Annotated in this window: 13 protein-coding genes, 1 rRNA gene and 1 pseudogene; 8 read left to right on the forward strand and 7 right to left on the reverse strand. The window is 61.6% G+C overall.

The genetic code is table 11. From position 1 onward, the window contains the following. Positions 1-49 precede the first annotated feature (49 nt). Positions 50-760 (reverse strand): histidine phosphatase family protein, encoded by a 711-nt coding sequence (locus tag B3F77_RS07610; RefSeq protein ID WP_293604378.1) that lies wholly within the window; start codon positions 758-760, stop codon positions 50-52. Positions 761-916: 156 nt separating this feature from the next. Between B3F77_RS07610 and B3F77_RS07615 the strand changes: the two genes are divergently transcribed. Together B3F77_RS07615 and B3F77_RS07620 are read left to right on the forward strand one after the other, a co-directional pair. Continuing rightward, complete coding sequence (locus tag B3F77_RS07615; RefSeq protein ID WP_293604379.1) at positions 917-1,714, forward strand: creatininase family protein; 798 nt, start codon at positions 917-919, stop codon at positions 1,712-1,714. 34 nt (positions 1,715-1,748) lie between these two features. Beyond that, entirely contained in the window at positions 1,749-3,041 is a 1,293-nt protein-coding gene (locus tag B3F77_RS07620) for a YncE family protein (RefSeq protein WP_293604380.1), read from the forward strand. On the opposite strand, the gene B3F77_RS07625 is transcribed toward B3F77_RS07620, so the two are convergent. The 4 genes from B3F77_RS07625 to B3F77_RS07640 all read right to left on the reverse strand — a co-directional run bounded on the left by B3F77_RS07625 (position 3,038) and on the right by B3F77_RS07640 (position 6,937). Further along, complete coding sequence (locus B3F77_RS07625; RefSeq protein ID WP_293604381.1) at positions 3,038-4,003, reverse strand: threonine dehydratase; 966 nt, start codon at positions 4,001-4,003, stop codon at positions 3,038-3,040. The genes B3F77_RS07620 and B3F77_RS07625 overlap by 4 nt on opposite strands. Positions 4,004-4,069: 66 nt before the next feature. Continuing rightward, positions 4,070-5,017, reverse strand: a complete 948-nt coding sequence (locus B3F77_RS07630; RefSeq protein WP_293604382.1) for a PhzF family phenazine biosynthesis protein — start codon at positions 5,015-5,017, stop codon at positions 4,070-4,072. Positions 5,018-5,062: 45 nt separating this feature from the next. Next, complete coding sequence (locus tag B3F77_RS07635) at positions 5,063-6,253, reverse strand: PLP-dependent aminotransferase family protein (protein ID WP_293604383.1); 1,191 nt, start codon at positions 6,251-6,253, stop codon at positions 5,063-5,065. Positions 6,254-6,289: 36 nt separating this feature from the next. After that, the gene (locus B3F77_RS07640; protein WP_293604384.1) at positions 6,290-6,937 is read right to left on the reverse strand and encodes a LysE family translocator; all 648 of its coding nucleotides are present in this window, start codon (positions 6,935-6,937) and stop codon (positions 6,290-6,292) included. Positions 6,938-7,038: 101 nt separating this feature from the next. On the opposite strand from B3F77_RS07640, the pseudogene B3F77_RS07645 reads away from it, so the two are divergent. From B3F77_RS07645 to B3F77_RS07665, 5 genes and pseudogenes are all read left to right on the forward strand, one after another. Next, positions 7,039-7,894: pseudogene (locus B3F77_RS07645) on the forward strand (aminotransferase class I/II-fold pyridoxal phosphate-dependent enzyme); the annotation flags it as partial. Between the two features lie 602 nt (positions 7,895-8,496). Next, positions 8,497-8,997 (forward strand): hypothetical protein, encoded by a 501-nt coding sequence (locus B3F77_RS07650; protein ID WP_293604385.1) that lies wholly within the window; start codon positions 8,497-8,499, stop codon positions 8,995-8,997. A gap of 112 nt (positions 8,998-9,109) precedes the next feature. Beyond that, on the forward strand, positions 9,110-11,746 hold the full coding sequence (locus B3F77_RS07655) for a beta strand repeat-containing protein (RefSeq protein ID WP_293604386.1): 2,637 nt from the start codon (positions 9,110-9,112) through the stop codon (positions 11,744-11,746). A gap of 119 nt (positions 11,747-11,865) precedes the next feature. Then, a complete protein-coding gene (locus tag B3F77_RS07660) occupies positions 11,866-17,961 on the forward strand; it encodes a hypothetical protein (protein ID WP_293604387.1) in 6,096 nt (2,031 codons plus the stop codon). Further along, on the forward strand, positions 17,961-20,513 hold the full coding sequence (locus tag B3F77_RS07665) for a hypothetical protein (RefSeq protein ID WP_293604388.1): 2,553 nt from the start codon (positions 17,961-17,963) through the stop codon (positions 20,511-20,513). Before B3F77_RS07660 ends, B3F77_RS07665 begins: the two co-directional genes overlap by 1 nt. Positions 20,514-20,705: 192 nt before the next feature. On the opposite strand, the gene B3F77_RS07670 is transcribed toward B3F77_RS07665, so the two are convergent. Together B3F77_RS07670 and B3F77_RS07675 are read right to left on the reverse strand one after the other, a co-directional pair. Next, entirely contained in the window at positions 20,706-22,430 is a 1,725-nt protein-coding gene (locus B3F77_RS07670; protein ID WP_293604389.1) for a phospholipase D family protein, read from the reverse strand. Positions 22,431-22,567: 137 nt separating this feature from the next. Further along, the gene (locus tag B3F77_RS07675; RefSeq protein WP_293604390.1) at positions 22,568-24,496 is read right to left on the reverse strand and encodes an ATP-binding cassette domain-containing protein; all 1,929 of its coding nucleotides are present in this window, start codon (positions 24,494-24,496) and stop codon (positions 22,568-22,570) included. A 920-nt stretch (positions 24,497-25,416) separates the two neighbouring features. Here B3F77_RS07675 and B3F77_RS07680 point away from each other — a divergent pair. Continuing rightward, positions 25,417-25,737, forward strand: a 16S ribosomal RNA gene (locus tag B3F77_RS07680); the annotation flags it as partial.

Below are 25,737 nucleotides of genomic sequence, written 5' to 3' on the forward strand. Positions count from 1 at the left end.
GCAATACAGGGAAACCACGGGAGTCCGCGGCTCAGTGGCTCAGGCGGGCTCAGGCGTAGGTGATCCAGCTCGCGTGTTCGGGGGCATCCAGGTGCGGCAGCGTGTTGTAGCTCACCAGCCTATGGTGCTTGGGTGTGAAGGCGAATTCGGTAAGCGAGCTGTTGCGTATGTGCATGTTCAATTCAATCGTCGCGTCGGTGCTGGTGCCCAGCACATGGCCCACGGCGGTCGCGATCGGCCCGCCGCTGGAAACCAGCAGCACATGGCCGTCGTAGTGGCTGCGGATGTGGTCCAGCGCGCTGCTTACACCGGCTACAAACTCGGTATAGCTGGGCATGCCCCTGGGGCTGATCTCGCCAGCCATCCATTGCGCCAGGCCCGCCTTCAGCAGGCGGAAGTGCTGCCTGTACAGCTCGGGCGTATCTGGTTTTTCGAGCTGGTGCGGATGAATGGCGCCTATCACGGCTTCGCTGTTGTATTCATTGAGCCCGGGCCAGAGTAAACGTGCCCCCACGCTCGCCACTGCGTGTGCTTCACTGCGTTCGCTTTCAGACTCCACGCCCATGCCCTCGCATATTCCGGCCAGGGTCTGGATCTGGCGCGTCAGGGTGCCGGTCATGGCGGCATCAAACGTCACGCCCTTGTACTTGAAGTATTCCCCCAGCCGCACGCTCTGCTGGTGCCCCAGCGCGCTCAGCCTGTCGTAGTCATCCGCACCAAACGAAGCCTGGCCGTGGCGTACCAAATAAAGTGTTCCCATGGGGCCATTGTGGCAACAAGGCTGCGGGTAGCGCTTTTTCGGGAGGATTGCAAAAGCCTGTGATAATTTGCAGCAGGCTGCGGGCCGCCCCACGTCCAGGCGCTGGGTCTTGCGCTCTGGCAAATGATGTTGTGCTTGTAAAACAGGGAAGTTGTCATGCGTGCTGTTTGGATGGTCTTGTTGGGCGCCCTGATTGGGCTTCAAGCCTTTGCGGCGGAACCGGCCAGGGTCATGCTGGAAGAGTTGACCTCGACAGAAGTTCAACAGGCGCTCAAAGCGGGCACTTCCACCGTCATCATTCCGATCGGTGGAACGGAACAAAGTGGCCCGCATATGGCGCTGGGCAAGCACAATGTCCGCGTCAAGGCGCTGGCTGGCAGAATAGCCAGCCGTCTGGGCAATGCGCTGGTGGCACCTGTTGTCAACTATGTTCCGGAAGGCGCCATCACGCCGCCTCAAGGGCACATGCGCTACGCCGGAACCCTCTCGGTATCTGCTGAGGCCTTTGGCGGCATCGTCGAGGGTGCCGCGCGCAGCCTCAAACAACATGGCTTTCGGGATATCGTCCTGATCGGAGACCATGGTGGCTATCAGCCGCAACTCAAGAGCATTGCTGCCCGCCTGAATCATGAATGGTCCGCCACCCCAGCCAGAGTTCACTTCATCGAGGCGTATTACCGTGTTGCGCAGAAGCCCTATAACGATGTCTTGCGGTCCAAGGGGCTGAGCGATGCTCAGATCGGAACGCACGCTGGCACCGCCGACACCTCCTTGATGATGGCGCTTGACACCAGCCTGGTGCACCCCGAACGTTTTGAAGAGGCCGCACGAGACGGGGCCAGGACCGGCACGGTCGGAGATCCGCGCAAATCCAGCGCCGCTTTGGGTGAACTGGGCGTGGACATGATCGTGGCGCGCACGGTGGAAGCGATCAAAATCGCTCAAGCGCGTTGATAAATCTGTTGTCAGCACTTTTAAAGTCGTTTTTATGTCCGGTTATTCCCGCCTTGCTTTCGTCGCCGCTGCCACTGTCTTGGTGGGTAGCGCTCTCGCACTAAGTGGGCAGGCTCCGCCCGCAGCGGCGTCTGCATCGCCAGCGCAGCCCGTTTTAACAGTGCCCGGTATGCCGCCCGTGCTGGATGCGCTGAATCTTTACAGCGAAACAGGCAAGGGAAAGCTGAGCGCCGCAACGGCGGGTGCGCTGGAGCGGGTTTATGTGCCAAACCGCTCCGAAAACACGGTTTCAGTCATTGACCCCGCCACGCTGAAGGTGATCGACAAATTCAAGGTCGGCACCAACCCGCAGCATGTGGTGCCCTCATGGGATTTGCAGACGCTGTGGGTGGCCAACAATGCGGAGGGGCGCGCCGACGGCAGTCTGACGCCGATCAACCCGCAGACCGGAAAGCCGGGCAAGTCGATTCCGGTGGACGATCCTTACAACCTGTATTTTTCGCCGGATGGCAAGCTGGCGATTGTGGTGGTAGAAGCCCGCAAGCGCCTGGATTTTCGCGATGCGCACAGCATGAAGCTGATGTATTCGATCGCTACGCCCGATTGCCCCGGCATCAACCACGCGGATTTTTCAATCGATGGCCGGTTTGCGCTGTTTACCTGCGAGTTTGACGGAGGCATCACCAAAATTGACCAGGTGAACCGCAAAGTGTTGGGCACCCTCAAGCTCAGTCGCTATTTCAATCGGCCCGATGCTCTTGCCGTGATTGCCGCGCCCGGCAAAAAACCGCGCAATGTACCCGACCCGAGCCAGCCGGGAGCGGATATTTGTACGACTCCCGGCATGCCCCAGGATGTGCGTGTTTCGCCTGATGGCAAGACTTTTTTCGTGGCTGACATGATGGCCGACGGCGTGCACCTGGTGGACGGCGAGACCTTCAGGCAGATCGGTTTTATTGAAACCGGCGTGGGTGCCCATGGCCTGTACCCCAGTCGGGACGGCAAAAGCCTGTATGTGGCGAATCGCGGCAGCAACAAGATTCATGGCGCACGGGGTGGCAAGGGAAGCATATCGGTGATCGATTTTGCGACCCGCACCGTCGTGAAGAACTGGCCCATTCCGGGGGGCGGCAGCCCTGACATGGGCAACGTCAGCGCGGATGGAAAGCACCTGTGGCTGTCGGGACGGTTTGACGACACCGTTTACCGTGTTGACACGCAGTCTGGCGCTGTGGACAAGATCAAGGTAGGCCGCGAACCCCACGGCCTGACGGTCTGGCCGCAACCTGGCCGCTATTCGCTGGGGCATACGGGGAATCTTCGCTAGGGTCTCAGCACGCTTGCCAGCGTCGCGCTGTCCACGTTGCCGCCGCACAGTGTGGTGCCCACCACCTGTCCCTTGAACTGATGGCGCTCCTGCATGGCGGCAGCAAAGCTGGCCGCACCTGCGCCTTCGGCCACGTTGTGCGTATCGGCGTACAGGTCGCGCATGGCCTGTGCCACCTCGTCATCTGTGACCTGTACGAGATGGTCGATGTGGGCTGCAATGATGTCGAGCGCCGCCTGGTCCGCGATGCGGCAGGCCATGCCGTCGGCCAGTTGGGTGGTCACCGGCGCTTCCACTACATGGCCGGCGGCCAGCGAGTCTGCGTAGGTGGTGGCGTGCGCGCTCACCACACCGACGATGCGCAGTGTGCGCCTTAACGCCAGCTTGGCGGCAATCGCCGCGCAGGCGCCCGAGCCCTGGCCAATCGGCACGTACACCATGTCCAGCTGCGGCACGGCCTGCATGAACTCCCACCAGTAGCTTGCCACGCCGCGCAGCAGGTCGGCGTGAAAGCTGGGCACTATGTGGGCACCGCGCTCGGCGGCCAGCTGCATGGCGAACTCGCGGCTTTCCTGAAAGTCCTGCCCGCGCTCGATCAGCGTCACGCCCAGCGCGCGCATGGCCGCATTTTTCTCCAGCGAATTGCCGATCGGAACCACGATGGTGCAGGCCACGCCATGGGCTCTAGCCGCCCAGCCAATGCTCTGGCCGTGGTTGCCGCGCGTCGCGCTGATGACTTCGGCTGGCAGCGGGCCGCGCTGTTTGAGCGCGTCAAAGTAGGTGAGTCCGCCACGTATCTTGAAAGCACCGACCGGCGTGTGGTTCTCGTGCTTGATCCAGCAGTCGGTGCCCAGCCGCTGGCTGGACAGGCCCCAGCGGTATTGCGGCGTCGCCTGGAATTCGCGGTAAACGACGCGGGCCGCGTTTTCAATGTCTTGCAGGTTCGGCAAATCGGTGACCATCTAGATTCCTTTGGATTCAAGCGTGACCACACCGCGCGGCGATTGCCGCGTGGCGATGAGATGGGGTTATAGCGTCACCGTGCCGTCGATGCAGGTGACCGATTCGCCGCCGACCCAGACCTGGCCTGACGCATCGCGTTCGATGTGCACCTGCCCCGCGCGGCCAAGGCAGACCCCTTGCGAGGCCACATAGCGCTCCGGGGCATGGCCTTCGGCAATCAGCCACTGCGCCAGGCTGGCATTGAGGCTGCCGGTCACGGGGTCTTCGTTGATGCCGATGGCGGCCGCGAAAGCGCGCACCTCAAGGTCAGGCGTATCGGTGATGCTGTCCGGCGCATCGTGAGCAAACGCCCGCGCTTCGCGGTTGGCGCGTGCGATCAGCGGCGGCGCTTCCTCGCGCGGGTAGATGGCTGCCACGCCGACTTTTGCATTGAGCTTTTCAAGTGCCAGGTGGTTGGGCGCAAGTTGCAGCACGGTCTCCACGCTGTTTAGCAGCAGCCCCAGCCACATCGGCCCGTTGTCCAGCAACTGCGCGGCAAGAATTTGTGGTGCCTTCAAACCCACGGCCGTCGCCACTTGGGCCAGCCACACTGGGTCGGGTGCAGCGCGTAGAAGCGGAGGGGCGGCAAACGCCAGGAGCTGCGTGCCAAGCTCGCGGCGAATCCTGATCAGGCCGACCTTGCACTCCTGCACGATAAGGTCTTGGGCGTGCGGCTTGCCACCGGCCTGCAGCCAGCTGTGGCAGCTGCCCAGCGTAGGGTGGCCGGCAAAGGGCAGTTCGCCGCCGGGCGTGAAGATGCGCACCCGGTAATCGGCCGACGGATCGGTTGGCGGCAGCAAGAATGTGGTTTCCGACAAATTTGTCCAGCGCGCAAAGCGCTGCATGGCCGCATCGTCCAGGCCGCTGCCGTCCAGCACGACGGCCAGCGGGTTGCCCAAATAGGGCGTTGCGGTGAACACGTCAACTTGTTTAAAAGGCCTGTCCTGAGCTTGTCGAAGGGGGCGTTGTTTCATGGGGCTGGCTTTAAAAAGAGGGAGGAAAAGGCGGCAACTTCTGATTTACCGTCCGACGCTTGCTACCGGCGCGTCCTGGCGCATATCGCGAATGGCGGCAGCCAGCGCTGCGATGCCAATATTGATCTGCTCCACGCTGGAGGTCACAAAAGACAGCCGCAGCGTGCTTGCGTCGGCCTTGTCAGCGTAAAACGCCCAGCCGGGCACGAAAGCGACACCCTTGTCCACCGCCTTGGGCAGCAGATCAGTCGCGTTCATGCCTTCAGGCAAACGCGCCCACAAGAACATGCCGCCCCCTGGCGTGTTCCACTCCACACCCTCGGGCATGTCACGCGTCATCGCCGCCAGCATGGCATCGCGCTGCGATTTGTACAGCGTGCGTATGGTGGGTACGTGGCGGTCCAGGAAACCGTCTTTCATCACTTCGGCCACCAGGCGCTGGTTAAAGCCGGGGCTGTGCAGGTCGGCCGCCTGCTTGGCCTGCAGCAGCTTGGGGTAAATCGACTGGGGCGCCACCATGAAACCCAGCCGCAGCCCCGGTGCCAGCACTTTGGAGAACGAACCCAGGTAGACACAACCGTCGGGGTTGCGCGCGCTCAGCGGCAGCGGCGGCGGCGTGTCAAACCACAGGTCGCCGTAGGGGTTGTCCTCAACGAGGGGCAGGCCCAGCCGAGCGGCCTCAGCGCTCAGCGCGGCACGGCGCGCCTCGGTCATGGTGCGGCCGGTCGGGTTCTGGAAATTGGGCAGTATGTAAAAGAAACGGGCACCGGCGGCCTTGGCGCTTAAGTCGGCAAGTTCAACCCCTTCGTCATCACTGGCCACGCTGACAATGTCAGGTTCCGTAGGTGTGAAGGCCTGCAGCGCGCCCAGGTAAGTCGGCGCCTCAACCAGCACGCGGCTGCCGGCGTCAATCAGCACCTTGGCGATCAAATCCAGCCCCTGCTGCGAGCCGGTGGTGATCAGCACCTGCGCGGGGTCCACGTTCCAGGGCAAGCCAGCCGCCACCATTTCGCGCAGCGGCGCAAAGCCTTCGCTGGCCGAATATTGCAGCGCGGCAGGGCCGTCTTCGCGCAGCACTTTCTCGCAGGCTGCGCTGAAAGCACTCACTGGAAAGGTCTTGGGGGAGGGCAGGCCGCCGGCAAAGCTGATGATGCCGGGCTTCTCGGTGAGCTTCAGTATCTCGCGGATCACTGAAGGGTTCATTTTTTTGGCGCGTTGCGCCTGCATCCATTCCATGCGGAGCCCCTTTATTGATTGGATGGTTTGCGGGTTTTATATAAAGAGCATCCAGATCGCGGTGACCACAAGCACCGCTGCCATGACACGGTTAAATGCCAGAAGCCGCTGGCCTGTGCCTTCAGGCCCGCGCAGCCAGTCCCGCAGCAGCGAGCCCGCCAGCGCATAAGTCAGGTTGCTTGCAAACGCAAAGGCCAGCATGACCGGCAGCACCACGGCAAAGCGCAGGCCGGGGTCAGCGCGCCCGGCAATCCAGCCGCTCACAATCGCCAGCGCCAGCAGCCAGGCCTTGATGTTGACAAACTGCAGTGCCGCGCCTTGCCAGAAGGTGACGTGCATGTGTGCGGCATCTGCCTTTAAATTAATGGGGCTTGGATTCAAAATTCGCGAACGAAACTGGAATCTGACCCCCATTAATTTGAAGGCCAGCCACAGCAGATAGGCCACGCCGATGAGCTTGACGGCCCAGCCCAGCAACGGCATGGCCAGCACCAGCGCACCCAAGCCCAGCGTGCACACCAGCAGCATCACGCCCCAGCCCACCGGCACAGCGCACACAAAAGGCAGCGCGCGCCGCAGCCCGTGGTTGGCCGCCAGCGCGGTCGATAGGGTGGTGTTGGGCCCGGGCGTGAAGCTCATCGCCGTGGCCAGTACCAATAAAGCCGTAAATTCTTGCCAGTTCATGGTTGCTGACTTTATAGTCGAAACCAGCACACTACCATTACAGTTAGGGGCACAAATGTTCAAACTGTACCGCTCACTTTGTCAGCACACCTGCGCCGCAAGAGCATCAGGACGTGAGTGTGTCCACGGCGGCGGCGTATGACCAGTTGCAGGCGCAGGGCCTGGTGGTGGCGCGCAAGAATCGCGGGTTTTTTGCCCGGGATTCATCATCAAATACGGGTCCAGTGACCGCCAGTCGAGCGCAGGCAGCTATTAAAAACATAGCGAATGCGCCGGTGGACGCCACCGCCCTGATTCGCGGCATGTTCCATCAAGTCAGCAACAAGCCGCAGCCCGGCATGGGGGTATTTCCGTCGGACTGGCTGGAAACCAGCTTCATGCCGGCGGCGGTCCGCAAAGTCGTCAGCGCCAGCGCGCTGTGGGCGTTTCCGTTGCAATATGGCGAACCTTTGGGCGATGCGGGCCTGCCGTCGTTCGGTCTCGCAAAAGCTCAGCGTGCTCGACGGCCTGCAGTGCACCATTTACGTCAGCGGTTTTGCCAAAATTCTTGCGCCCGGCTGGCGCGTCGGTTTCATGGCCGCGCCGCCGGATCTGGTCGAACGCCTGCTCAACACCAAGCTGCTCGCCACCCTGACCACGCCCGCCTTGCTTGAAAAAGCGCTGGCCTGGTGCATAGACCAGGGCCAACTGCGCCGACACGCCGAACGTATCCGCAGCCGGCTCGACCAGGCGCGCGCTCGCAGCGTCAGGCTCGCGCTGGCGCACGGCTGCAGTTTTGCAGCGGAGCCGGCGAGGCTGTTTGGCTGGGTGGACACCGGTGTAGACACCGACGCATTGGCGCAGCGCATGCTGGACGAGGGTTATCTGATTGCGCCCGGCGCGCTATTTCATGCGGCGCGGCAGCCCAGCACCTTGATGCGGATTAACTTCGCGACGACGCAGGAGGCAGCGTTCTGAAAGGTGTTTGCGCGTTTGCGGGATGGGGTGCGGTGAGACGGGCTTGGGTTTTCTTCTTGGCCTTGCTTAGCCCGGATATGTAAGCATTTTTGGCTTTTAGCCCAATGAATACGGGCGTAGATAGCTATTGAATTAATAGCATTTTACTTTGCTGCCAGACGGTGGGGCAGAGCAACGCTCGGTTATTGCGCCGCACCAGTGTCCGTGCTCATCCGCTTGGCCCTGCAGTACCCAGTCATTGCGACAACCGTGCTCAAGAACGAGCAGACGTCTTCTTGTGTAGCGTGCGTTTGTCTCTTGCACCCACTGATATTTGCAAGCCCTGTGCCGCCTGGCAACGACTTGTGACTGAGTTATTACCAAATGCAACAAAACCTGTATCAGTGAATAGATTTCTTGGAATTCAGGCGATTTATCACGAAAACTCCACTTTTCTTGTTGGTTTTCTCCGGATTTTTGGTTTTATCCAGCTAGACAAGATAAAACTAACATACAGTTACTCTTTTTAGAGCCAGAAACAGTCACAACAGCGACCAGCACCGTCAAGCGCGGACTCCGCCGCAGCTGTTTTGGCCAGATTTGTAACCACCGGAAACAGACTGATGAAACCGCTCTTGAGCCTTTGTTTTTTCGCAGCCAGCCTGGCCTTGGGACAGGCCGCCCTGGCCCAAAGCCCCATCGTGACCTCCCAGCTCCGCGCCCAGCGCGTGGAGATGGTGGATGGCAAAGCTGTGCTCGAGCCCGCGGCTGAGGGCAAGCCGGGTGACGTCATTGAATACAGCAGCACCTACCGCAATGGCGGCACAGCGGCGGTAGCAAAACTACTGGCCACCGTGCCCGTGCCCCCTGGTACCACCTTCATCGCCGGCAGCGCCGAACCTGCGCAAGCGCAGGCCTCAACCGACGGTACCCGTTTCGCGCCCATGCCTTTGACGCGTACCGTCAGGCAGCCTGACGGCAGTGAGCGCAAAGAGCCCGTGCCGCTGACCGAATACCGCGCCCTGCGCTGGGAAATCGGCACGCTTGCCGCTGGCGGTAGCGCCGTGGTCAGTCTGCGGGTGCACATCGATTTGCCTGCGGCAGCACTACCCGCTAAGCCGTGATGTAAGCCCGCATTCCCGAGTTGTTGCGCCTAACCACAGCGTTCGGCTCTTTTCGCGTAAGTCGTTTGTTTGTTGAGTTGCCTTTTTTTATAAATCAGGAGAGAAACCCGTTATGTACGCCACCCCCACGAGTCCCCAGCCGTTGCGGCTGCAGCACTTTTTCACCCACTGGATTGTGGGATTGTTCGTTGCCTTTCTGTTGGCTCTGGCCAGCATGGCGGCGCATGCTGCAGCACCAGCGGCGGGCACGTCCATCAGTAACCAGGCCTCGGCAACCTACGCAGACGGCTCGGGGCTTGCGCGTACGGTCAGCTCCAACGTGGTCAGCACCACGGTGACACAAGTGACCAGCATGACCCTGACGGCCAACGGCGCCCAGACTGCCACCCCTGGCAGCGTGGTCTATTACCCGCACACCCTCACCAACACGGGGAACGGCGCGGACACGTTTAACTTCACCAGCAGCAACACTGGTGGCTTCACGATGACGAGCGTGCAGATATTTGCTGATAACGGCAGTGGGCAACCGACCGGCTCGGCCATCACTTCCACCGGAACAGTCGCGGCTGGTGCAGCCTTCAAGTTCATCGTGGTCGGCACACTGCCTGCCACGGCGACTGCAACGCAGACCAATCCGATCGTTGTAACTGGAACCAGCGTATTCACCAGCGGCGTGACCGCGTCCAACACCGACACCACCACGGTCACCACCAACGCGGTGGTGACTTTGACCAAGTCGGTCAGCGCTTCCAGCGGCGCGGCAGGTTCAGGTCCGTACACCTACACCCTGACCTACACGAACACGGGTAACAGCACGGCCACCGCCGTAGCGATCACTGACGTGATTCCTGCGGGCATGACCTACGTGACTGGCTCGGGTCGCTGGAGCGTGACCGGCACCACGGCGCCGAGCGACACTGGCAACTCTGTTGGCACTGGGCTCAACACGCTGACATCTTCATACACCTCAGGTACCTTCCTGGCGACACTAGCCCAGGTGACGGCAGGCCAGTCGGGCACCCTCAACTTCCAGGTGAAAGTGGATGCTGGGGTTGCTCCCGGTGTTCTGAACAATACCGCGACCACTTCGTACAACAACGGCGCAGCTACGGTGGCCGGCTCGTCCAACACCGTTCCTTTCACGGTGACGCAAAGCGCCAGTGTGACCCTGACGGGTGCAACGGTGGCAGGTCTCGCCGCCCCGGGCTCCACGGTTAGCTTCACCAACGTGGTGACCAACACCGGCACGGGCACGGACACGTTCAACATCACCCTGGGCGCTAGCAACAACTTCCCTGCGGGAACCACCTTCCAGCTGTTCAAGAGCGGCGGCACCACGCCGCTGGTGGACACCAATGGTGACGGCACCATCGACACCGGCCCCTTGGCCGTTGGCGCCAGCTACAACGTGATCCTCAAAGCCACGCTGCCGCCTAACGCCACCAATACCGGCGCACCGTTCAGCATCAACAAGATTGCCACCTCGGTGTTCGACCCCACCAAGTCGGCAACCGCTGCTGACACGCTGTCAGCCATTGCCAAGGCTTCGGTTGACCTGACCAACAACCTGGCCGCCGCCACCGGCGTGCCAGGCTTCGGCGCAGGCGCGGAAGCGACTTCGCAGGTCACCAACACCACGAACCCCGGCACCACCACGGTGTTCACGCTGGTTGCCAACAACACCGGCCCGTCGCCCGACAGCTACAACCTTGGCGCGAGCACGGTGTCCAACTTTGCCAGTCTGGCCCTGCCTGCGGGCTGGACGGTGACTTTCAAGGCCGACGGCGGCGCAGGTAGCTGCTCCACCACTGGTGCAAGCATCATCAACACGGGTTCCGTGGCTGCAGGTGGTTCTGCAACCGTCTGTGCCGTGGTGACCGTGCCGGCAGGCTATGCCGCAGGAACGCAAGACCTGTATTTCCGCACACTGTCGCCCAACTCCGGTGCAAGCGACATCCTGCACGACGCCGTGACGGTTAACGCTGTGCGCTCCCTCACCATCACGCCGAATGGCGCTGGCCAAACCTACCCTGGCGGCTCTTATGTGTACAGCCACACGCTGACCAACAACGGTAACGTGCTTGAAGGTAACGGTACGCTCAGCACCCTCACCCTGCCCGTCGCCAACAACCAGAGCGGCTGGACTTCGACGCTGTACTACGATCTGAATGGCAACGGCGTGCTGGATGCGGCCGATCCCCTGCTCACTGGAAATCTGAACGCTGTTCTGTCCGCCGGACTGGCTCCTGGTCAGTTCATCACCGTGTTCGAAAAGGTGATCGCTCCCAGCGGAGCGGCACCGGGTGCCGTGAATACGAGCACCATCACGGTGACCACTGCCAACGGCAGCTACACCACCACGGTGCCGGCAGCGGCTGTGGCCACGGACAGCACCACGGTCATCGCCGGTAACCTGACCCTGGTCAAGGCGCAGGCGCTGGATACCGTCTGTGCAGGTCCAACGGGCTCCCCCGTTTACACCACCGCCATCTTGAGCGCCAAGCCCGGCCAATGCGTGCTGTACCAGATCACGGTGACCAACGTGGGTTCTGCCGATGCCACCACCATCGTTGTGTCTGACGGTACGCCGTCCTACACGAAGTTGAGCAGCGCGCCAACTACCTCTGCAGGCTCGATGGCAGCAGGCGTTCCAGTTGTTGGCGCTACGGGATCGTTCAGCGCCAACGTCGGCACCTTGAGCGCCAGCCAGTCGGCTGTCGTGGTCTTCGGCGTGAAGATCGACCAGTAATACGGTCATGCGCTCTTTGCGGAGGGGGGCGAAAGCCTCCCTCCGCTTTTCAGAAGCCGCCTGGATGGCGGCTTCTGAAAAGCGGCTCACCGCTAATCAACCGGATCAACTGCTACCTCATGTTTTTTCGCCTGTTGCGCAAACTGCTGCCTGTCTGCCTGTTACTGCTCTTCTGGGCGGTGGCACAGGCTGCGCCGACGCCAGTGGGCACGGTTATCAGCAACACGGGTTCAGCCACTTATGTGGATTCGACCACCGGCCTGCCCGCGCGGCTGACCTCCAACACCGTCAACACCACTGTAACTGTGCTGGAGGCGCTCACTCTCGTAGTGAACCAGAATGTACTGGTCGCCAGCGGCACCCCGTTCGCACTCAGCCATACGCTGACCAATACCGGCAATGCGCTCACCACCTACAGCCTCACCGTCAGCCTTCCGCCAGGCAGTGCTTTCACGCCCACCAACCTGCAGGTAGTGCGTGATCTCAATGGCAACGGCCGCGTCGATGCGGGCGAGTCCGTTATTCCCGCTGGCGGTACTGTTTCGTTGGTCCCTGGGGCCAGCGTCAATTTGCTGATCACGGCGCAAGCGCCAGCCACGACGACGCCGGGACGGGCGGCACAGCTGACGTTGACAGCGGTAAGCCAGTTACAAGGCGTGAGCGCCAGCAACACCGACACGGTCACGCTCACTGCTGGCGCTGCCATGGTGGTGACGTTGGCCGCTTCCTCTGCCACGGCCGCACCCGCCGAACTACTTCGTTTGACTGCCAAGACAGACAATAACGGCAGCGTGACGGCAACGCCTACGAACGTGACTGTCAATGGCTCAGCAACGGTTTTGTTGGTGCTGCGTGTGCCCGTTCCTGCCCATGCAGCGTTTGTCTCTGCCGATGCCTCGACGACCGTGGGTGCGCAAAATATTTACCATGTGCAGGGCACAGCGGCCAACCGCTATGTGACTGCTGTGCCCATTGGTGCCACGGTTGACGCCGTGGCGTGGAGTGTTGCCAATCTACCCGCACGCGCCAGCTTGCAGGGGCAATTTTCTGTGCTCGTTGATGCCAATGCAGCCGGTGCGATTACTGGCACCGCGTATGCCGATTGGACTGATCAAGCGGCTCCTTTGAGTACCACCAGTAATGTTGTGGTGCTCCCGCTGCCCGTCCGCTTGCCCAGTATTAGTTTTTACACTGGTACGAGTTACACCACACTTTCTAACCAGAATATCGCCGGAAACCCATTGTTTGTGCAGGTGGATGCTGCCATGTGCAACACCAATCCGACGGAAATTCTCACCTTGCCGTTGACGCTTGTGAGTAAGCTCACCGGCGACACTGAAACCTTTCCCGCCGTGGAAACGGCGCCCAACACCGGGCTGTTCCGCATCTTGCCCAACGTGCCGACGGCCAATGCGGTCACGCACATTGTGGCCTCGGGCGACGGCATCCTCGAGGTGCTGCATAACGACCTTATTACTGCCACCATCACGGCCTGCGGCGGCGTTTCGGCTTCTGCCACCACCACACTGCTGATTGACCCTTCAGGCGTCGTTTACAACAGTGCAACCAACCAGCCGGTGTCGGGCGCCACTGTTCAACTCATCGACGTCACAGGCACGGGCAATGGCGGCAATGCGGGCGGCCCAGCCACGGTGTTGCAGCCCGACGGTGTCAAGCCGGCGCCCAGTGTGATCGTCACGGGTGCCGATGGCAGCTACGCTTTCCCGCTGGTGCTGGCAAGTACTTACAAATTGAAAATCACCACGCTGGTCGGCTATTTCTTTCCGTCCAAGTTGCCCCCGGCGCTGCAGCCCGCTGGTCGCGTCATTGACCCGCAGGCCTCCTATGGCAAGGACTTCATCATTGGCGGCGATACCCGGGAGCCGGTGTATTTTGACGTGCCACTTGATGCTGGTGCGACCGGGGGACTGTTCATCCAGAAAACCGCCAACAAGACGACGGCCGAAGTGGGTGATTTTGTGGACTATCTGATCAAATTCAACAACGTTACCGCTGCGGCGCTGCCCGGCACGGTGGTTAACGACAACCTGCCCGCAGGTTTCCTCTACGTGCGTGGCACCGCGCGTCTCAACGGCGCGCTGCTTCCCGATCCGTCTGGCAGCGCCGGCAACGGCCTGCAATTCGCGCTGGGCAGCATCGCAGTCGGCAGCCAGCCCGCCTTGACCTACCGCGTTCGCGTGGGCGCAGGCAGCCAGGACGGCAACGGCACTAACACTGCACAGGCGGCCAGTGGCAGCGTGCAATCCAACCGCTCCAGCGTTCGCGTGCAGATCATGGGCGGCGTATTCTCCAACAAGGCCTACCTCATCGGCAAGGTGTTCGCCGGCTGCCGCAAGGACGACGGACAGGGCGGTGTTCAGGACGCGGGCGACCCCGGCATTCCCGGCGTGCGCATCTACCTTGAAGACGGCACCTATGCGGTGACTGACGAGGAGGGCAAGTACAGCTTTTATGGCTTGAGCCCGCGCACCCATGTGGCCAAGGTCGACAGCACCACACTGCCGGCGGGTGCCACGCTCGAAGTGCTGAACAACCGCAATGCGCTGGACCCCGCCAGCCAGTTCGTCGACCTCACCAACGGCGAACTGCGCAAGGCCGAGTTTGCCACCGCTGAGTGCACCCCTGCCATTCGCGAGCAGATCGCAGCGCGCCGCAAGGCGCTGGCCAACCCCTCGGAAATCCTGCAGGCCGCCGGCACCCTGCTGTCATCCACCCCTGGTGTGGCGACTGTGGATGCGCGCACCTTGCCGTCAAGCGGGCCCATCGGTTTACCTGGAGCGCTGCAGGGAAAAATGGGTGCTAATGCCACAGCGCAGTTGCCTGGTGCTGCAGCTCCGCTCGCACCTTCGGCGGGTGCGCTGGGCGCAGTGGGTGACATCGGTGGCCCTTACGCGCCGAATGCCCAAGGCCTGCCCAAGCCGATCTTCACTCCGGGCAGCACCCTGCTGGAGTCTGCACAGCCTGCGGCGGGGGCAGCATCCCAGCCGGCCAATGTCGAATCGGCGCCAACGCTTGAACCGCTGGAAGACCTGCTGCCGGCGCTCGGCCCCGATGTTGGTTTTATCGGCTTGCGCAATGACCAGGTGTTGACCAGCGACCAGACCCGCGTGCGGGTCAAAGGCCCGTTGGGCGCCACCTTCGAACTCCTGGTCAATGACCAAGCCATACCCGTCAGCCAGGTCGGCAAAAAGAGCAGCCTGGAAAAGACGGCAACGGTCGCCTGGGAATACATCGGTATCAACCTCAAGCCGGGCCGCAATACGCTGAGCGTGCGCGCTATCGATACCTTTGGGAACGTGCGCGGCAACATGCAGGTCGCCGTGCTGGCGCCCGGACCACTCGCAAAAATCCAGATGGAAGCCCCGCAGCAGCCCGTGGCCGATGGCGCCACCGCGGTATCGGTTGCCATCCTGCTGCGCGATGCGCAAGACCTGCCGGTGGCAGCACGCACCCAGATCACCCTGCAGTCCAGCCTCGGTCAGTGGCAAGCGCCTGATCTTGATCCGTACCAGCCCGGCATCCAGGTGTTTATTGAAGGGGGAGAAGGGCGCTTCCTGCTGCTGCCTCCGGCCCAGCCTGGCAAGGCCGAGCTTGGCGCCACCAGCGGCACGGTCAAGTCCACCGCCCAGATTGAATTCATGCCGAATTTGCGACCCATGATTGCTGCCGGTCTCATCGAAGGGACGATCAATCTGCGCAATCTCAGCCCGTCAGCCCTGCAGCCCGCGCAAAGCGGTGATGTGTTCGAGCGCCAGATTCAGAGCACCTCGCGCAGCTTCGACAGCGGCAAGGGCGACGTGGCCGTGCGCACAGCGCTGTTCCTTAAAGGCAAGGTACTCGGCGCTACCCTGCTGACCCTTTCCTATGACTCGGACAAGCCCTCGGACACCACGCTGTTCCGCGACATCCAGCCTAACCAGTTCTACCCGGTGTATGGCGATTCGTCGGCGCGGGGCTTCGATGCCCAGTCCACCGGCAAGCTGTATGTGATGCTGCAAAACGGCAGCAACTACGCGCTGCTCGGTGACTATTCCACCCAGAGCGACAATCCTGCGCGCCAGCTGACGCAATACTCGCGCGCACTCAACGGCGGCAAGGGGCGTTTACAGAAAGGCGCCATCACGGTTGAGGGCTTCGCCAGCCGCACCTCCAGCACGCAGGTTATTCAGGAATTACGCGCCAACGGCACGTCCGGGCCGTTCCGCTTGAATATCAACGGCGTGGTGAACAGCCAGCAGGTTGATGTCATCACACGCGACCGCAATCAGCCCTCGGTCATCGTTAAGGATACGCCGCTGGCAGCCTTCACCGACTATGAAATGGAGCCCTACTCCGGCCTGCTGCTGCTCAAGAGCCCGGTGCCCAGCGTTGATGCCGACCTCAATCCGGTTTTCATACGGGTGAGCTACTCCGTCGACTCCGGCGGAGCCAGGCACGCGGTCGCGGGTGCCGACGTCAAGGTTCAGCTCAACCCAAGTGTGACGCTGGGCGCTACCGCTATCCGCGATGCCGACCCGGCCAATAACCAGAACCTGACGGGCGTCAACATGACGGTCAAGCTGGGTGACAAGACGGTAGCCGCTGCCGAGGTCGCCCGCAGCACCACCGACCTCCAGGGCAGCGGCTCCGGCCAGCGCGTGGAGATACGCCATGAAGACCAGCAGCTGCAGGCCCGTATCTGGGGCGTGCGCACCGACGCCGGTTTTTACAACCCCAACAGCCTGCAGTCGGCAGGCCAGTCGGAATACGGCGCCAAGCTTGGCTACACCGTGGATGAAAAAAACCGGGTGGTGGCCGAGGCCCTGAAAACCGCCAACAGCGTCACTGGCGCCGAGCAGACCGGCATGGAACTCAAGCTGGAGCACAGCCTGCCGGGCAATGCCAGGCTCGAAGTAGGGGTACGCCACAGTAGCGCCAATGCCTATTCGGTGTTGTCAGCGTTGCCGCTGCCCGGCACTTCCGCACCCATGGTGCCATCGCTGTCAGGTCTTGCCACAAGCTCAGCGCAGGCAGGCTTCACCAGTGCGCGGGTCAAGCTGAGCGTGCCGGTTCCCGGCGTGCCGCAAGCCGATGTCTATGGTCTGGCCGAATACGCGATCGACGGCAGCGGCGGGCGCGAGATCGGCATTGGCGGCAACTATGCGCTCAACCCGACCACCAAGCTGTATGCCCGCCACGATTTCATCAACAGCCTGAACGGCCCTTACACCCTCAACCCGGCGGTGTCGCAATACACCACGGTGGCCGGCCTCAACACCGAGTTGTCGGACAGTACGCAGTTGTTCAACGAGTACCGCATGGGTGACAGCCTCAATGGCCGCAGCAGCGAAGCCGCCGTTGGCTTGCGCAGGCTCTGGCGACTGAACAACGGCCTCGGTGTGACCGGCAGCGTGCAGCGCATCAAGCCGATGTCGGGTGTGGTCATCGACGACTCCAGCGCTGTGACCTTGGGCGTTGACTACACCGCCGCAACCGATTGGAAAGCTTCCGGCCAGGCGCAGTGGCAAAGCTCCGCCACTTCGCGCAGCTGGCTGCTCACCGCAGCACTGGCCAACAAGCTGGATAAAAACTGGACGCTGCTTAACCGCGCTCTTTACAGCGTGCAAAGCAATCTGGCAGCAAGTGGCGGGCAGCGCGAACTCGTCACTGCACAGTCTGGCTTCGCCTATCGCCCCGTGGAGACCGATGTCTGGAATGCGCTCGGCCGTATCGAATACAAGCGCGACGCAGACAGTACATTGGGCGCAGGCTTGAGCCGTGATGAATCCGCCTGGATAGTCTCCACCCACGTCAATGTTCAGCCCAACCGCCGTTGGTTGATGACCGGGCGCTACGCCGCCAAGTGGGCGACAGACCGTTCCAGCGGCATAGCAAGCCGATCGTTCACCCAGCTGATTGGTGGCCGTTCCACCTGGGACCTCACAGACCGCTGGGACATAGGCCTGCAGGGCTACCGCACCTGGGGCGACGGCGCCGCTGAAAACGCCGTCGGCGTCGAGGTGGGCTACCTGGCCTGGAAAAACCTGTGGCTTTCATTGGGCTACAACTTCAAGGGCTTCAGCGTCGCCGACCTGGCTGGCGAAGCCTACACCCAGCGCGGCGTATACCTGCGGATGCGTTTCAAGTTTGATGAAAACCTGTTCGAGCCTGCAGCCGCAGCACCTTCACCCCGCCTGCCGGCCAGCAAATCATGATGCAAGCCCGTTCACCCTTTGATTTCACCGCGCTGCGTGTGCTGCGCCTGATGCTGGCCGCCATGTTGGGCTTGGTGGCCAATGTGGCCCTGGCTGCCGGTGGTTCTTATGCGACGGCTGCCGCAACCAGCACCTACGCCCAAAGCCTGTGGTGGCTGGACTTCACCGGATACAACGACGCCACAGCAGCGGGTGCAGCTGGACAGCCCTACACCTTTACCTTGCCCGGCGGGGCGGGTACGTTGACCCTGACAGTTAAAAAAACGGGCGTCGGGACACTAGTTGCCACCGTTTCGCCCGCGTGGACGGGCGGCGGCGCCTTTGGAAATGGTGCTTACAACGGCATCACCGGGAATCCAAGTCTTTACTGGGCAACGGGGTTGGCGGCTGGCGGGACGGTCACCCCGAGTCTGACATCACTGGTTATGAAGGATGCTGCTGGCAATGTACGAAATTTCTCTTTAGCAGCAGCGGACGGCGAGAAAACCGATGGCAACGGCTCGGTAGAAAAAATCGTTTACACCAGCACTGCGGCCTGGAGTCTGACCCACAATGTGATTGGCTATCCCGGTTACAACGGCGGGCCGGTGGTGGTCACGGGTGTGGGTACAACCACCGTTACAGAGACAGGGCCGGCCACGGGCGATAACAACTACAACGGTTCGGTGATTTTGGCCACGCAGAACCCGACGCAGGTTTCCACGGCCTTCACAGGTAACGAGGCTGCGGTGTTTGCAGTTTCACTGCCCAAAATCACCTTCATTCTCTCAATCGCCGGGCGGCTCAATGCCGCCGACCAGTTCACCGGCAGCATCGGCTACACCACGCCGTACGCCAATGTCATAAGTGCCAGCACCAGCGGTGCGGGCACTACGGCGACGACCGGCGCGACCTCAGTGATTGGAACCAATAGCATCACTCTGGGCACGGCCATGGCTGCTGGCAGTATCTCGGCGCTGTCCAGCTACAACGGAAATATTTCTTGCGTTAACAACGGGCCAGGCGCTGCGGGCTATGGGGGTGTGAGCACGGCGCTTCCAGCTGGCGTAGGCCCCAGCTTTACCCTGACACCGCAAACCGGCGACGCCATTGTCTGTACGCTCACGCTGACGCCGAAAACCCAGACCGTCAGCGGCACGGTGTACGGCGACGCCAACCACAACGCCAACCTGGACGCGGGCGAGACGGGCACAGGCGTTGCGGGCTTGTTTGTCAAGCTCGCACCGTCATCAGGCAGCGTGTGCTCAGGTCCCGCCACGGCAGCAGCAGCAGTGACAGCGGCCACCGGCACCTACAGTCTGCTCAATGTTGCCCAAGGCAGCTACTGCCTGATTCTGGACAACAACAGCACTTTGAGCGACATTGTCCCGGCCGTGCCCCCAAGCTGGGTCGGCACACAAAACCCCAGCGGCGTGATACAGCTCAGCGTAGGCGGCGCGCCCCCCTCACCGCAAAACTTCGGTCTATACAACGGATCCAAGCTCAGCGGCACGGTGTTCGCCGACACCGGCGTGGGTACAGGCATCGCCAACAACGGCGTCAAAGACGGCGGCGAGCTGGGTATTGCTGGCGTTGCCGTCAACGCCACCGCAGGCGTGGCAAGCGCCACTACCGCCGGCGACGGCAGCTACACCCTGTGGCTGCCCGCGAGCGTCAGCGGCACGGTCACCATCACGCCCGCGGCACCCAGCGGCGACCTGGCCACCGGCGGCTCGGCTGGCACCACCACCACGGCAAGCGGTAGCTACACCCGGCCCAGCGTGGGCTTCACGCCAGCGGCAGGGCAAATCTACAGCGGCGTGAACTTCGGCCTGGTGGTCCCCAACACCCAGGCGCCCAACGGCGCGCAGACGGCGCAACCAGGCACGGTCGTGTTCTACGCCCACACCTTCCAGGCAGGCAGTGGTGGGCAGGTCACCTTCTCACTCGCCAACGTCGCCAATCCGGCCAGTCCAGCCTGGAGCCAGGTGCTGTATCAGGACAGCAATTGCAACGGCGTACTCGATGCCGGCGAGCCACAGATCACCGCAGCCGTCACTGTGACGGCAGGGCAGAAGCTGTGCCTCATCGTCAAGCAGTTCGTCCCTGCAGGCGCTGCCATGGGTGCGCTGAACACGGTCACGCTCAGCGCCGCGTTCAGCTACACCAACGCCAGCCCAGCGCTGTCAAGCACGCTCACTGCCATCGACATCACCACCGTGGGCCTGCCGGGCGCGCTGGCCTTGAGCAAACTGGTGAACAACGTTACGCAGGGCGGCGTCGCGGCTACATCGGTCAATGCCACGCCGGGCAACACCCTGCAGTACACCCTGACGGCGACCAATAACGGCAGCGAGTCCCTGTCCGCGCTGGTGATCAACGACGCCACCCCGGCCTTCACTTCCTACCTCTCGGCGGCCTGTCCGGGTTCGTTGCCGTCCGGGATCACAGGCTGCAGCATAAGCACGCAGCCCGCCGTGGGCGCGCAGGGCGGTCTGCAATGGACCTTCACCGGCTCGCTGGCTCCCAGTGCACAGTTGGCGGTGACGTACCAGGTCAAGGTCAATCAGTAAAGCAGGGCGCGGATGGCAGGCCGAAGGTCCTTGGCGGTGGTTCAAATTTTCTTTGACGCGTCAATAACGGCCGGACTACTCGGATCGGCGGTCCTGTAAATTGCTATAAAGTTAATAGCTGCTTGCGCCCGTCTTCATTGGGCTAGAGGCCAAAAACATACATGAAAATGCCGAAAAGGCCATCGCAGGCCGTCACAGCATCTCATCGGGCGCAAACGGCCCGATCAGCTTGAGCATCAGCCTGAGCCCCAGGCTGGCGTCGGGTTCGGTTCTCGAATCTTTCAGGGTAGAGCCCTGCGGCGCGCGCCAGACCAGTTGACCGTCCACCAACTCAACGCGCCAGGCGCCGCCCGCCAGTGCGGGCTCTATCATGCGAGTTGCCTCGGCGGACAAGGCGCGGTTGCGGATGACGATGGCGACCTCGCTGTTTTGCAGTTTGGAGCGCAAATCGAGGTTCATCGAGCCGACCACCAGCAGGCGGCTGTCGATCACCACCACTTTGGCGTGCAGGCTGGCGCGCGAGGCGCCGATGGCGTCACCCGTGGAGCCGCCCACTGAGCCTAAGCGCCTGATGGAGCCCTCCTGTTCGGCACGCATTTCGTACAGCTCAACGCCCATGCCCAGCAGTGCTTCGCGGTAGCGGGCATAACCTGCGTGCGCGGCGGGGGCGTCGTTGGAAGCCAGCGAATTGGTCAGCACACGCACGCGCACGCCGCGTTGCCGGAGGTCGGCAAACTGTTTCATCATGCGCTCGCCGGGAACAAAGTAGGACGAAACGATCAGCAGCTCGGTCTTGGCCTGCGCCATGAGCTGCAGCAGGCCATCGACGGCGGTGTCTTGCGATTCGGCCACGGTGTCGGCGTCGGCGGCAATTTTGGAAGGTTTGTCCGCCAGCAGGACGGAGGGTGCCCAGGTCCAAGTCAGCAGGCGAAGGTCGGTCGAGTCGGGCAATGCCGGGAGGGTGGTGATGACGCCGTTCGGCGAGGTGATGATGCGCTCGGTCGTCGTTAGGTTGGGAGTGCTGCGCGTCGTCTGCGTGGTGTTGGTCTGCACAGCGGGGTATTCCGGGGTGCCGGGTCTGGTGGTGGCGGTAGCTGTACGGGTTTTCGGCTTGAGGGCTTCAATGTCCTCTTTCGTCATCAGCGACTGCACCGGATAGGCCAGCGGGTTGTTCCAGTACTCGTCAAAGCTGCGCGACAGGTCGCGCGCGATGCGGCCAGCCGCCAGCAGGTCGATGTCTACAAAGTTGGTGCCTTCGCTCTGGCCAAAATAGGTTTCTCCCAGGTTGCGGCCCCCCACAATGGCCACCGCGTTGTCGGCCGCAAAAATTTTGTTGTGCATGCGCCGCTGCATGCGGGCCACGTCCTTGAGGTTGCTCAGAATTCGCAAAAACATCGATCCGCGCCCCCCCGGCAGGGGATTGAACAGGCGCAGTTCGATATTCTTTTCAAAGGCCAGCTTCAACACCTGGGCGTTTTTGCCGGAGGTGTTGAAGTCATCCAGCAGGATGCGGATGCGCACGCCCCGGTCGGCGGCCTCACGCAGGGCGTCAAACATGCGTTCGGTGGTGTCGTCGGCAAAAATGGCGTAGTACTGGATGTCCAGCGTTTTTTGCGCGGCCTTGATCAGCGTCATGCGGCTGGTAAAGGCCAGTTCGGCACTGCCCACGAGTGCAAAGCCAGAGTCGTTGCGGGTGCCTACCGTGGCGGCACGGGCCTCGATGGCCCGACCCAGCCGGGTTTCCGAGGGGGTGGCCAGTGCCGTGGAAACCGGCCTGTCGACCTCGCTGGGCAAAGGTGCACAGCCAGTGAGCCAGAAGCCCAAAAGCAGCAGGCACAGCCACCGTGAGTTGCCTGAGCGGTGGGGTGCCGGCGAGGCAAAAGTTGAAGCGGGGCGCAGCGCGGCGGTGATGGGCATGTTGCGGCCACTTTAGCCTAAGCCGAGTGGTTTTGGACTCGCAACGCCTGGCTGCTCTGCCTCTTCTTGATGTAGGCGCCCGGCTTGACAGCGCAGCCGGGCGGCTTGGGTCGCTTGGGAAGTGGCGGAGAGATCGCTCAGGAAGACAAGGTTTCCCAGCGCTGCAGCGCTTCCATGAGTTCTTCCTCTATCTTGGTGTTGCGCGCAGTGAGTTCGGCCGCCCGTTTGGCATTGCTGGTGTACAGCGAGCCGTCGTAAAGCTCCTGCTCAATCGCTTTTTGCTGCGATTCCAGCTGCTGGATCAGCGCCGGCAAACCGTCCAGCTCGCGCTGTTCTTTGTAGCTCAGCTTCTTTTTTAATAGCTGCTCGCGCCCATCTTTATTGGGTTCAGCGCTGTTTTTGCTAATATTTTTGGCGCTGGAGGCCACCGTCGGGGTTTTTGTGCTGCCGGTGATTTGTGCCGCACGCTTCGATTGCGTGATCCAGTCTGTCACGCCACCTTCGTACTCGCGCCAGAACCCGGGATTCTCAGGGGTGCCCTCATACGCGATGGTGCTGGTGACCACGTTGTCGAGGAAGCGCCGGTCATGGCTGACCAGAAACACCGTGCCTTCGTAGTTTTGTAGCAGGTCTTCCAGCAACTCCAGCGTGTCGATGTCCAGGTCGTTGGTAGGTTCGTCCAGCACCAGTACGTTGGCGGGCCGTGCAAACAGGCGCGCCAGCAGCAGGCGGTTGCGCTCGCCGCCCGACAGCGTGCGCACCGGTGAGTTGGCGCGCGCGGGCGAGAACAGAAAGTCGGTCAGGTAGCTCTTGACGTGTTTCTTCTGGCCATTGATCTCGACCCACTCGCTGCCGGGGCTGATGAAGTCTTCCAGTGTGGCGTCCAGGTCCAGGCTTTCGCGCATCTGGTCGAAGTAAGCCACCTGCAGGTTGGCGCCCTGGCGGATCTTCCCGGGCGGGAGGGTCACGTCGGGTTGCAACTCGCCCAGAATAAGCTTGAGCAGCGTGGTTTTGCCTGCGCCATTGGGGCCCAGCAGGCCGACCTTGTCGCCGCGCAGCAGGGTGCCGCTGAAGCCGCTGACGATGATTTTTGATGCGCCTGGGTGACCAAAGCTCTTCGATACATTGGTGAGCTCGGCCACGATTTTGCCGCTTTTCTCGCCGCTGGAAACGTCCAGGTTGACCCGGCCCACGGCATCGCGCCTGGCTGCGCGGTTTTCACGCAAGGCCTCGAGCCGGCCGATGCGGGCCACGCTGCGGGTGCGCCGTGCCTCCACGCCTTTGCGGATCCACACCTCCTCCTGCGCCAGCAGCTTGTCGGCTTTTGCGAAGATGACGGCTTCCTGGGCCATCTGATCCTCCTTCTGAATCAGGTACTGGGCAAAATTGCCCGGGTAGCTGCGCAGCTTGCCGCGGTCCAGCTCGACGATGGCGGTGGCCACCTGGTCCAGAAAGGCCCGGTCGTGGGTGATGGTGATGATGCTGCCGTTGAAATTGACCAGCAGCTCTTCCAGCCAGGCGATGGAGTCCAGGTCCAGGTGGTTGGTCGGCTCGTCGAGCAGCAGCACGTCGGGCTTGGCAACCAGTGCCTGGGCCAGCGCCACGCGTTTTTTGGTGCCGCCGGACAGTGAACCGACGATGGCGTCCTTGTCCAGGTGCAGGCGGTGCAGGGTTTCCTCGACGCGCTGCTCCCAGGTCCAGCCGTCCAGGGCCTCAATTTCAGACTGCAGGGCGTCCAGGTCGGTGTGCTCGTCGGCCGCCAGATATTGATCGACCACGTGTCGGGTCCTTGCCAGTCCTGCGCTAGCGGCTATGAAAACGGTAGCGTGCGGGTCCAGGCTGGGCTCTTGCGGCACGTAGGCAATGCGCAGGTTTTGTTGCAGCTGCAAGGTGCCGTCGTCGGGTTTTTCAAGGCCCGCCAGGATTTTTAACAGGGACGACTTGCCGGTGCCGTTGCGGCCAATCAGGCCAATGCGTTCGTTGGTTTCGAGTGAAAAATCTGCGTGGTCCAGCAGTGCGACGTGCCCAAAAGCGAGTTGGGCGTCCAGAAGGGTAATTAGTGCCATATAGACCAAGGATTATCCGGGTGGCGGCGTTTGTTGGTGGTTTATCGGGGTTTAAGCGGCCCCATAGGCGCTCGATCGGAGCGATCAACCCCATGCAGCGGGCTTGCACAGTGCGTTGCAAGACGTGAACCTGACCATGGCGCCGTTGCTCGGCTGGCGCTGAACTTTTTTTTGGGGGGGGGCGAGCCGTGCGCGTGGTCATAGGCTATGGTGAGTTTTAACGCGAGACAATGACTTCGCGCAACGCCTTTCCCGGAAAGATGGGGCGACGAACTGGCTTTTTCAATCCCGCACGATCCGCTGGAGTTCAGGCGCTGGTAGTGCCAATGGATAGGAGTTCCCGGTACGTGACCAACCGGTGGCGCGGCTCGCGCCAGTTGCGGCTACCGCGTCGTTCGTCTTGCTCTGACGCCGAGCGCGCGTTGCCTCAGTTTGCCCGGTTGTCAGGGGCGCTTGCAGGAGTGGCCTACGCGGGCGTGGCGGCCATCAAGGGTGGCGTAACATTTTTTCTTCAAGAATCTTTGCGCAGGTACTGGAAACAGTGCTATGATTCGTGGCTCTGCTGATGACGAAGCGGCTCGCAAAAAAATGCAGGCTGACGAATCAGAAGGCAGAAAAACTTCAAAATTATTTGACGCGGCTTAAAAATCCGGTATATAATTCGAGGCTCAGCTGATCACAGCTAACGACGAAAGCGAAGCGGCAAGTTGCTGCTAGCGGGTAGTCAGGATCATTAAAAATTTACAGCCGATAAGTATGGGCGTTTGAAGGCGATTGCCAGGTTGCATTTCTTGTAAATGTAACCAGGTCTTCTGACCTTAAACGCTCATAGAGATAGAAGTGAAGTTCACTTCAATTCCGTTTTTATGAGTTTTCTTCCCGCAGTCAAATGCGGGGAGTTGAAAATTATTGCAGTGATTAAACTATAGAGTTTGATCCTGGCTCAGATTGAACGCTGGCGGCATGCCTTACACATGCAAGTCGAACGGCAGCACGGGAGCAATCCTGGTGGCGAGTGGCGAACGGGTGAGTAATATATCGGAACGTGCCCAGTCGTGGGGGATAACGTAGAGAAATTTACGCTAATACCGCATACGATCTACGGATGAAAGCGGGGGACTCGCAAGGGCCTCGCGCGATTGGAGCGGCTGATATCAGATTAGGTTGTTGGTGAGGTAAAAGCTCACCAAGCCGACGATCTGTAGCTGGTTTGAGAGAACGACCAGCCACACTGGGACTGA

The organism is Polaromonas sp. UBA4122, assembly GCA_002381615.1.
Classification (GTDB): Bacteria; Pseudomonadota; Gammaproteobacteria; order Burkholderiales; family Burkholderiaceae_C; genus Polaromonas.

What these genes read in the sequence shown, in the direction of transcription:
- B3F77_RS07610 (WP_293604378.1), bottom strand. Translation starts at nt 760, where the DNA reads ATGGGAACACTTTATTTGGTACGCCACGGCCAGGCTTCGTTTGGTGCG.
- B3F77_RS07615 (WP_293604379.1), top strand. Translation starts at nt 917, where the DNA reads ATGCGTGCTGTTTGGATGGTCTTGTTGGGCGCCCTGATTGGGCTTCAA.
- B3F77_RS07620 (WP_293604380.1), top strand. Translation starts at nt 1,749, where the DNA reads ATGTCCGGTTATTCCCGCCTTGCTTTCGTCGCCGCTGCCACTGTCTTG.
- B3F77_RS07625 (WP_293604381.1), bottom strand. Translation starts at nt 4,003, where the DNA reads ATGGTCACCGATTTGCCGAACCTGCAAGACATTGAAAACGCGGCCCGC.
- B3F77_RS07630 (WP_293604382.1), bottom strand. Translation starts at nt 5,017, where the DNA reads ATGAAACAACGCCCCCTTCGACAAGCTCAGGACAGGCCTTTTAAACAA.
- B3F77_RS07635 (WP_293604383.1), bottom strand. Translation starts at nt 6,253, where the DNA reads ATGGAATGGATGCAGGCGCAACGCGCCAAAAAAATGAACCCTTCAGTG.
- B3F77_RS07640 (WP_293604384.1), bottom strand. Translation starts at nt 6,937, where the DNA reads ATGAACTGGCAAGAATTTACGGCTTTATTGGTACTGGCCACGGCGATG.
- B3F77_RS07650 (WP_293604385.1), top strand. Translation starts at nt 8,497, where the DNA reads ATGAAACCGCTCTTGAGCCTTTGTTTTTTCGCAGCCAGCCTGGCCTTG.
- B3F77_RS07655 (WP_293604386.1), top strand. Translation starts at nt 9,110, where the DNA reads ATGTACGCCACCCCCACGAGTCCCCAGCCGTTGCGGCTGCAGCACTTT.
- B3F77_RS07660 (WP_293604387.1), top strand. Translation starts at nt 11,866, where the DNA reads ATGTTTTTTCGCCTGTTGCGCAAACTGCTGCCTGTCTGCCTGTTACTG.
- B3F77_RS07665 (WP_293604388.1), top strand. Translation starts at nt 17,961, where the DNA reads ATGCAAGCCCGTTCACCCTTTGATTTCACCGCGCTGCGTGTGCTGCGC.
- B3F77_RS07670 (WP_293604389.1), bottom strand. Translation starts at nt 22,430, where the DNA reads ATGCCCATCACCGCCGCGCTGCGCCCCGCTTCAACTTTTGCCTCGCCG.
- B3F77_RS07675 (WP_293604390.1), bottom strand. Translation starts at nt 24,496, where the DNA reads ATGGCACTAATTACCCTTCTGGACGCCCAACTCGCTTTTGGGCACGTC.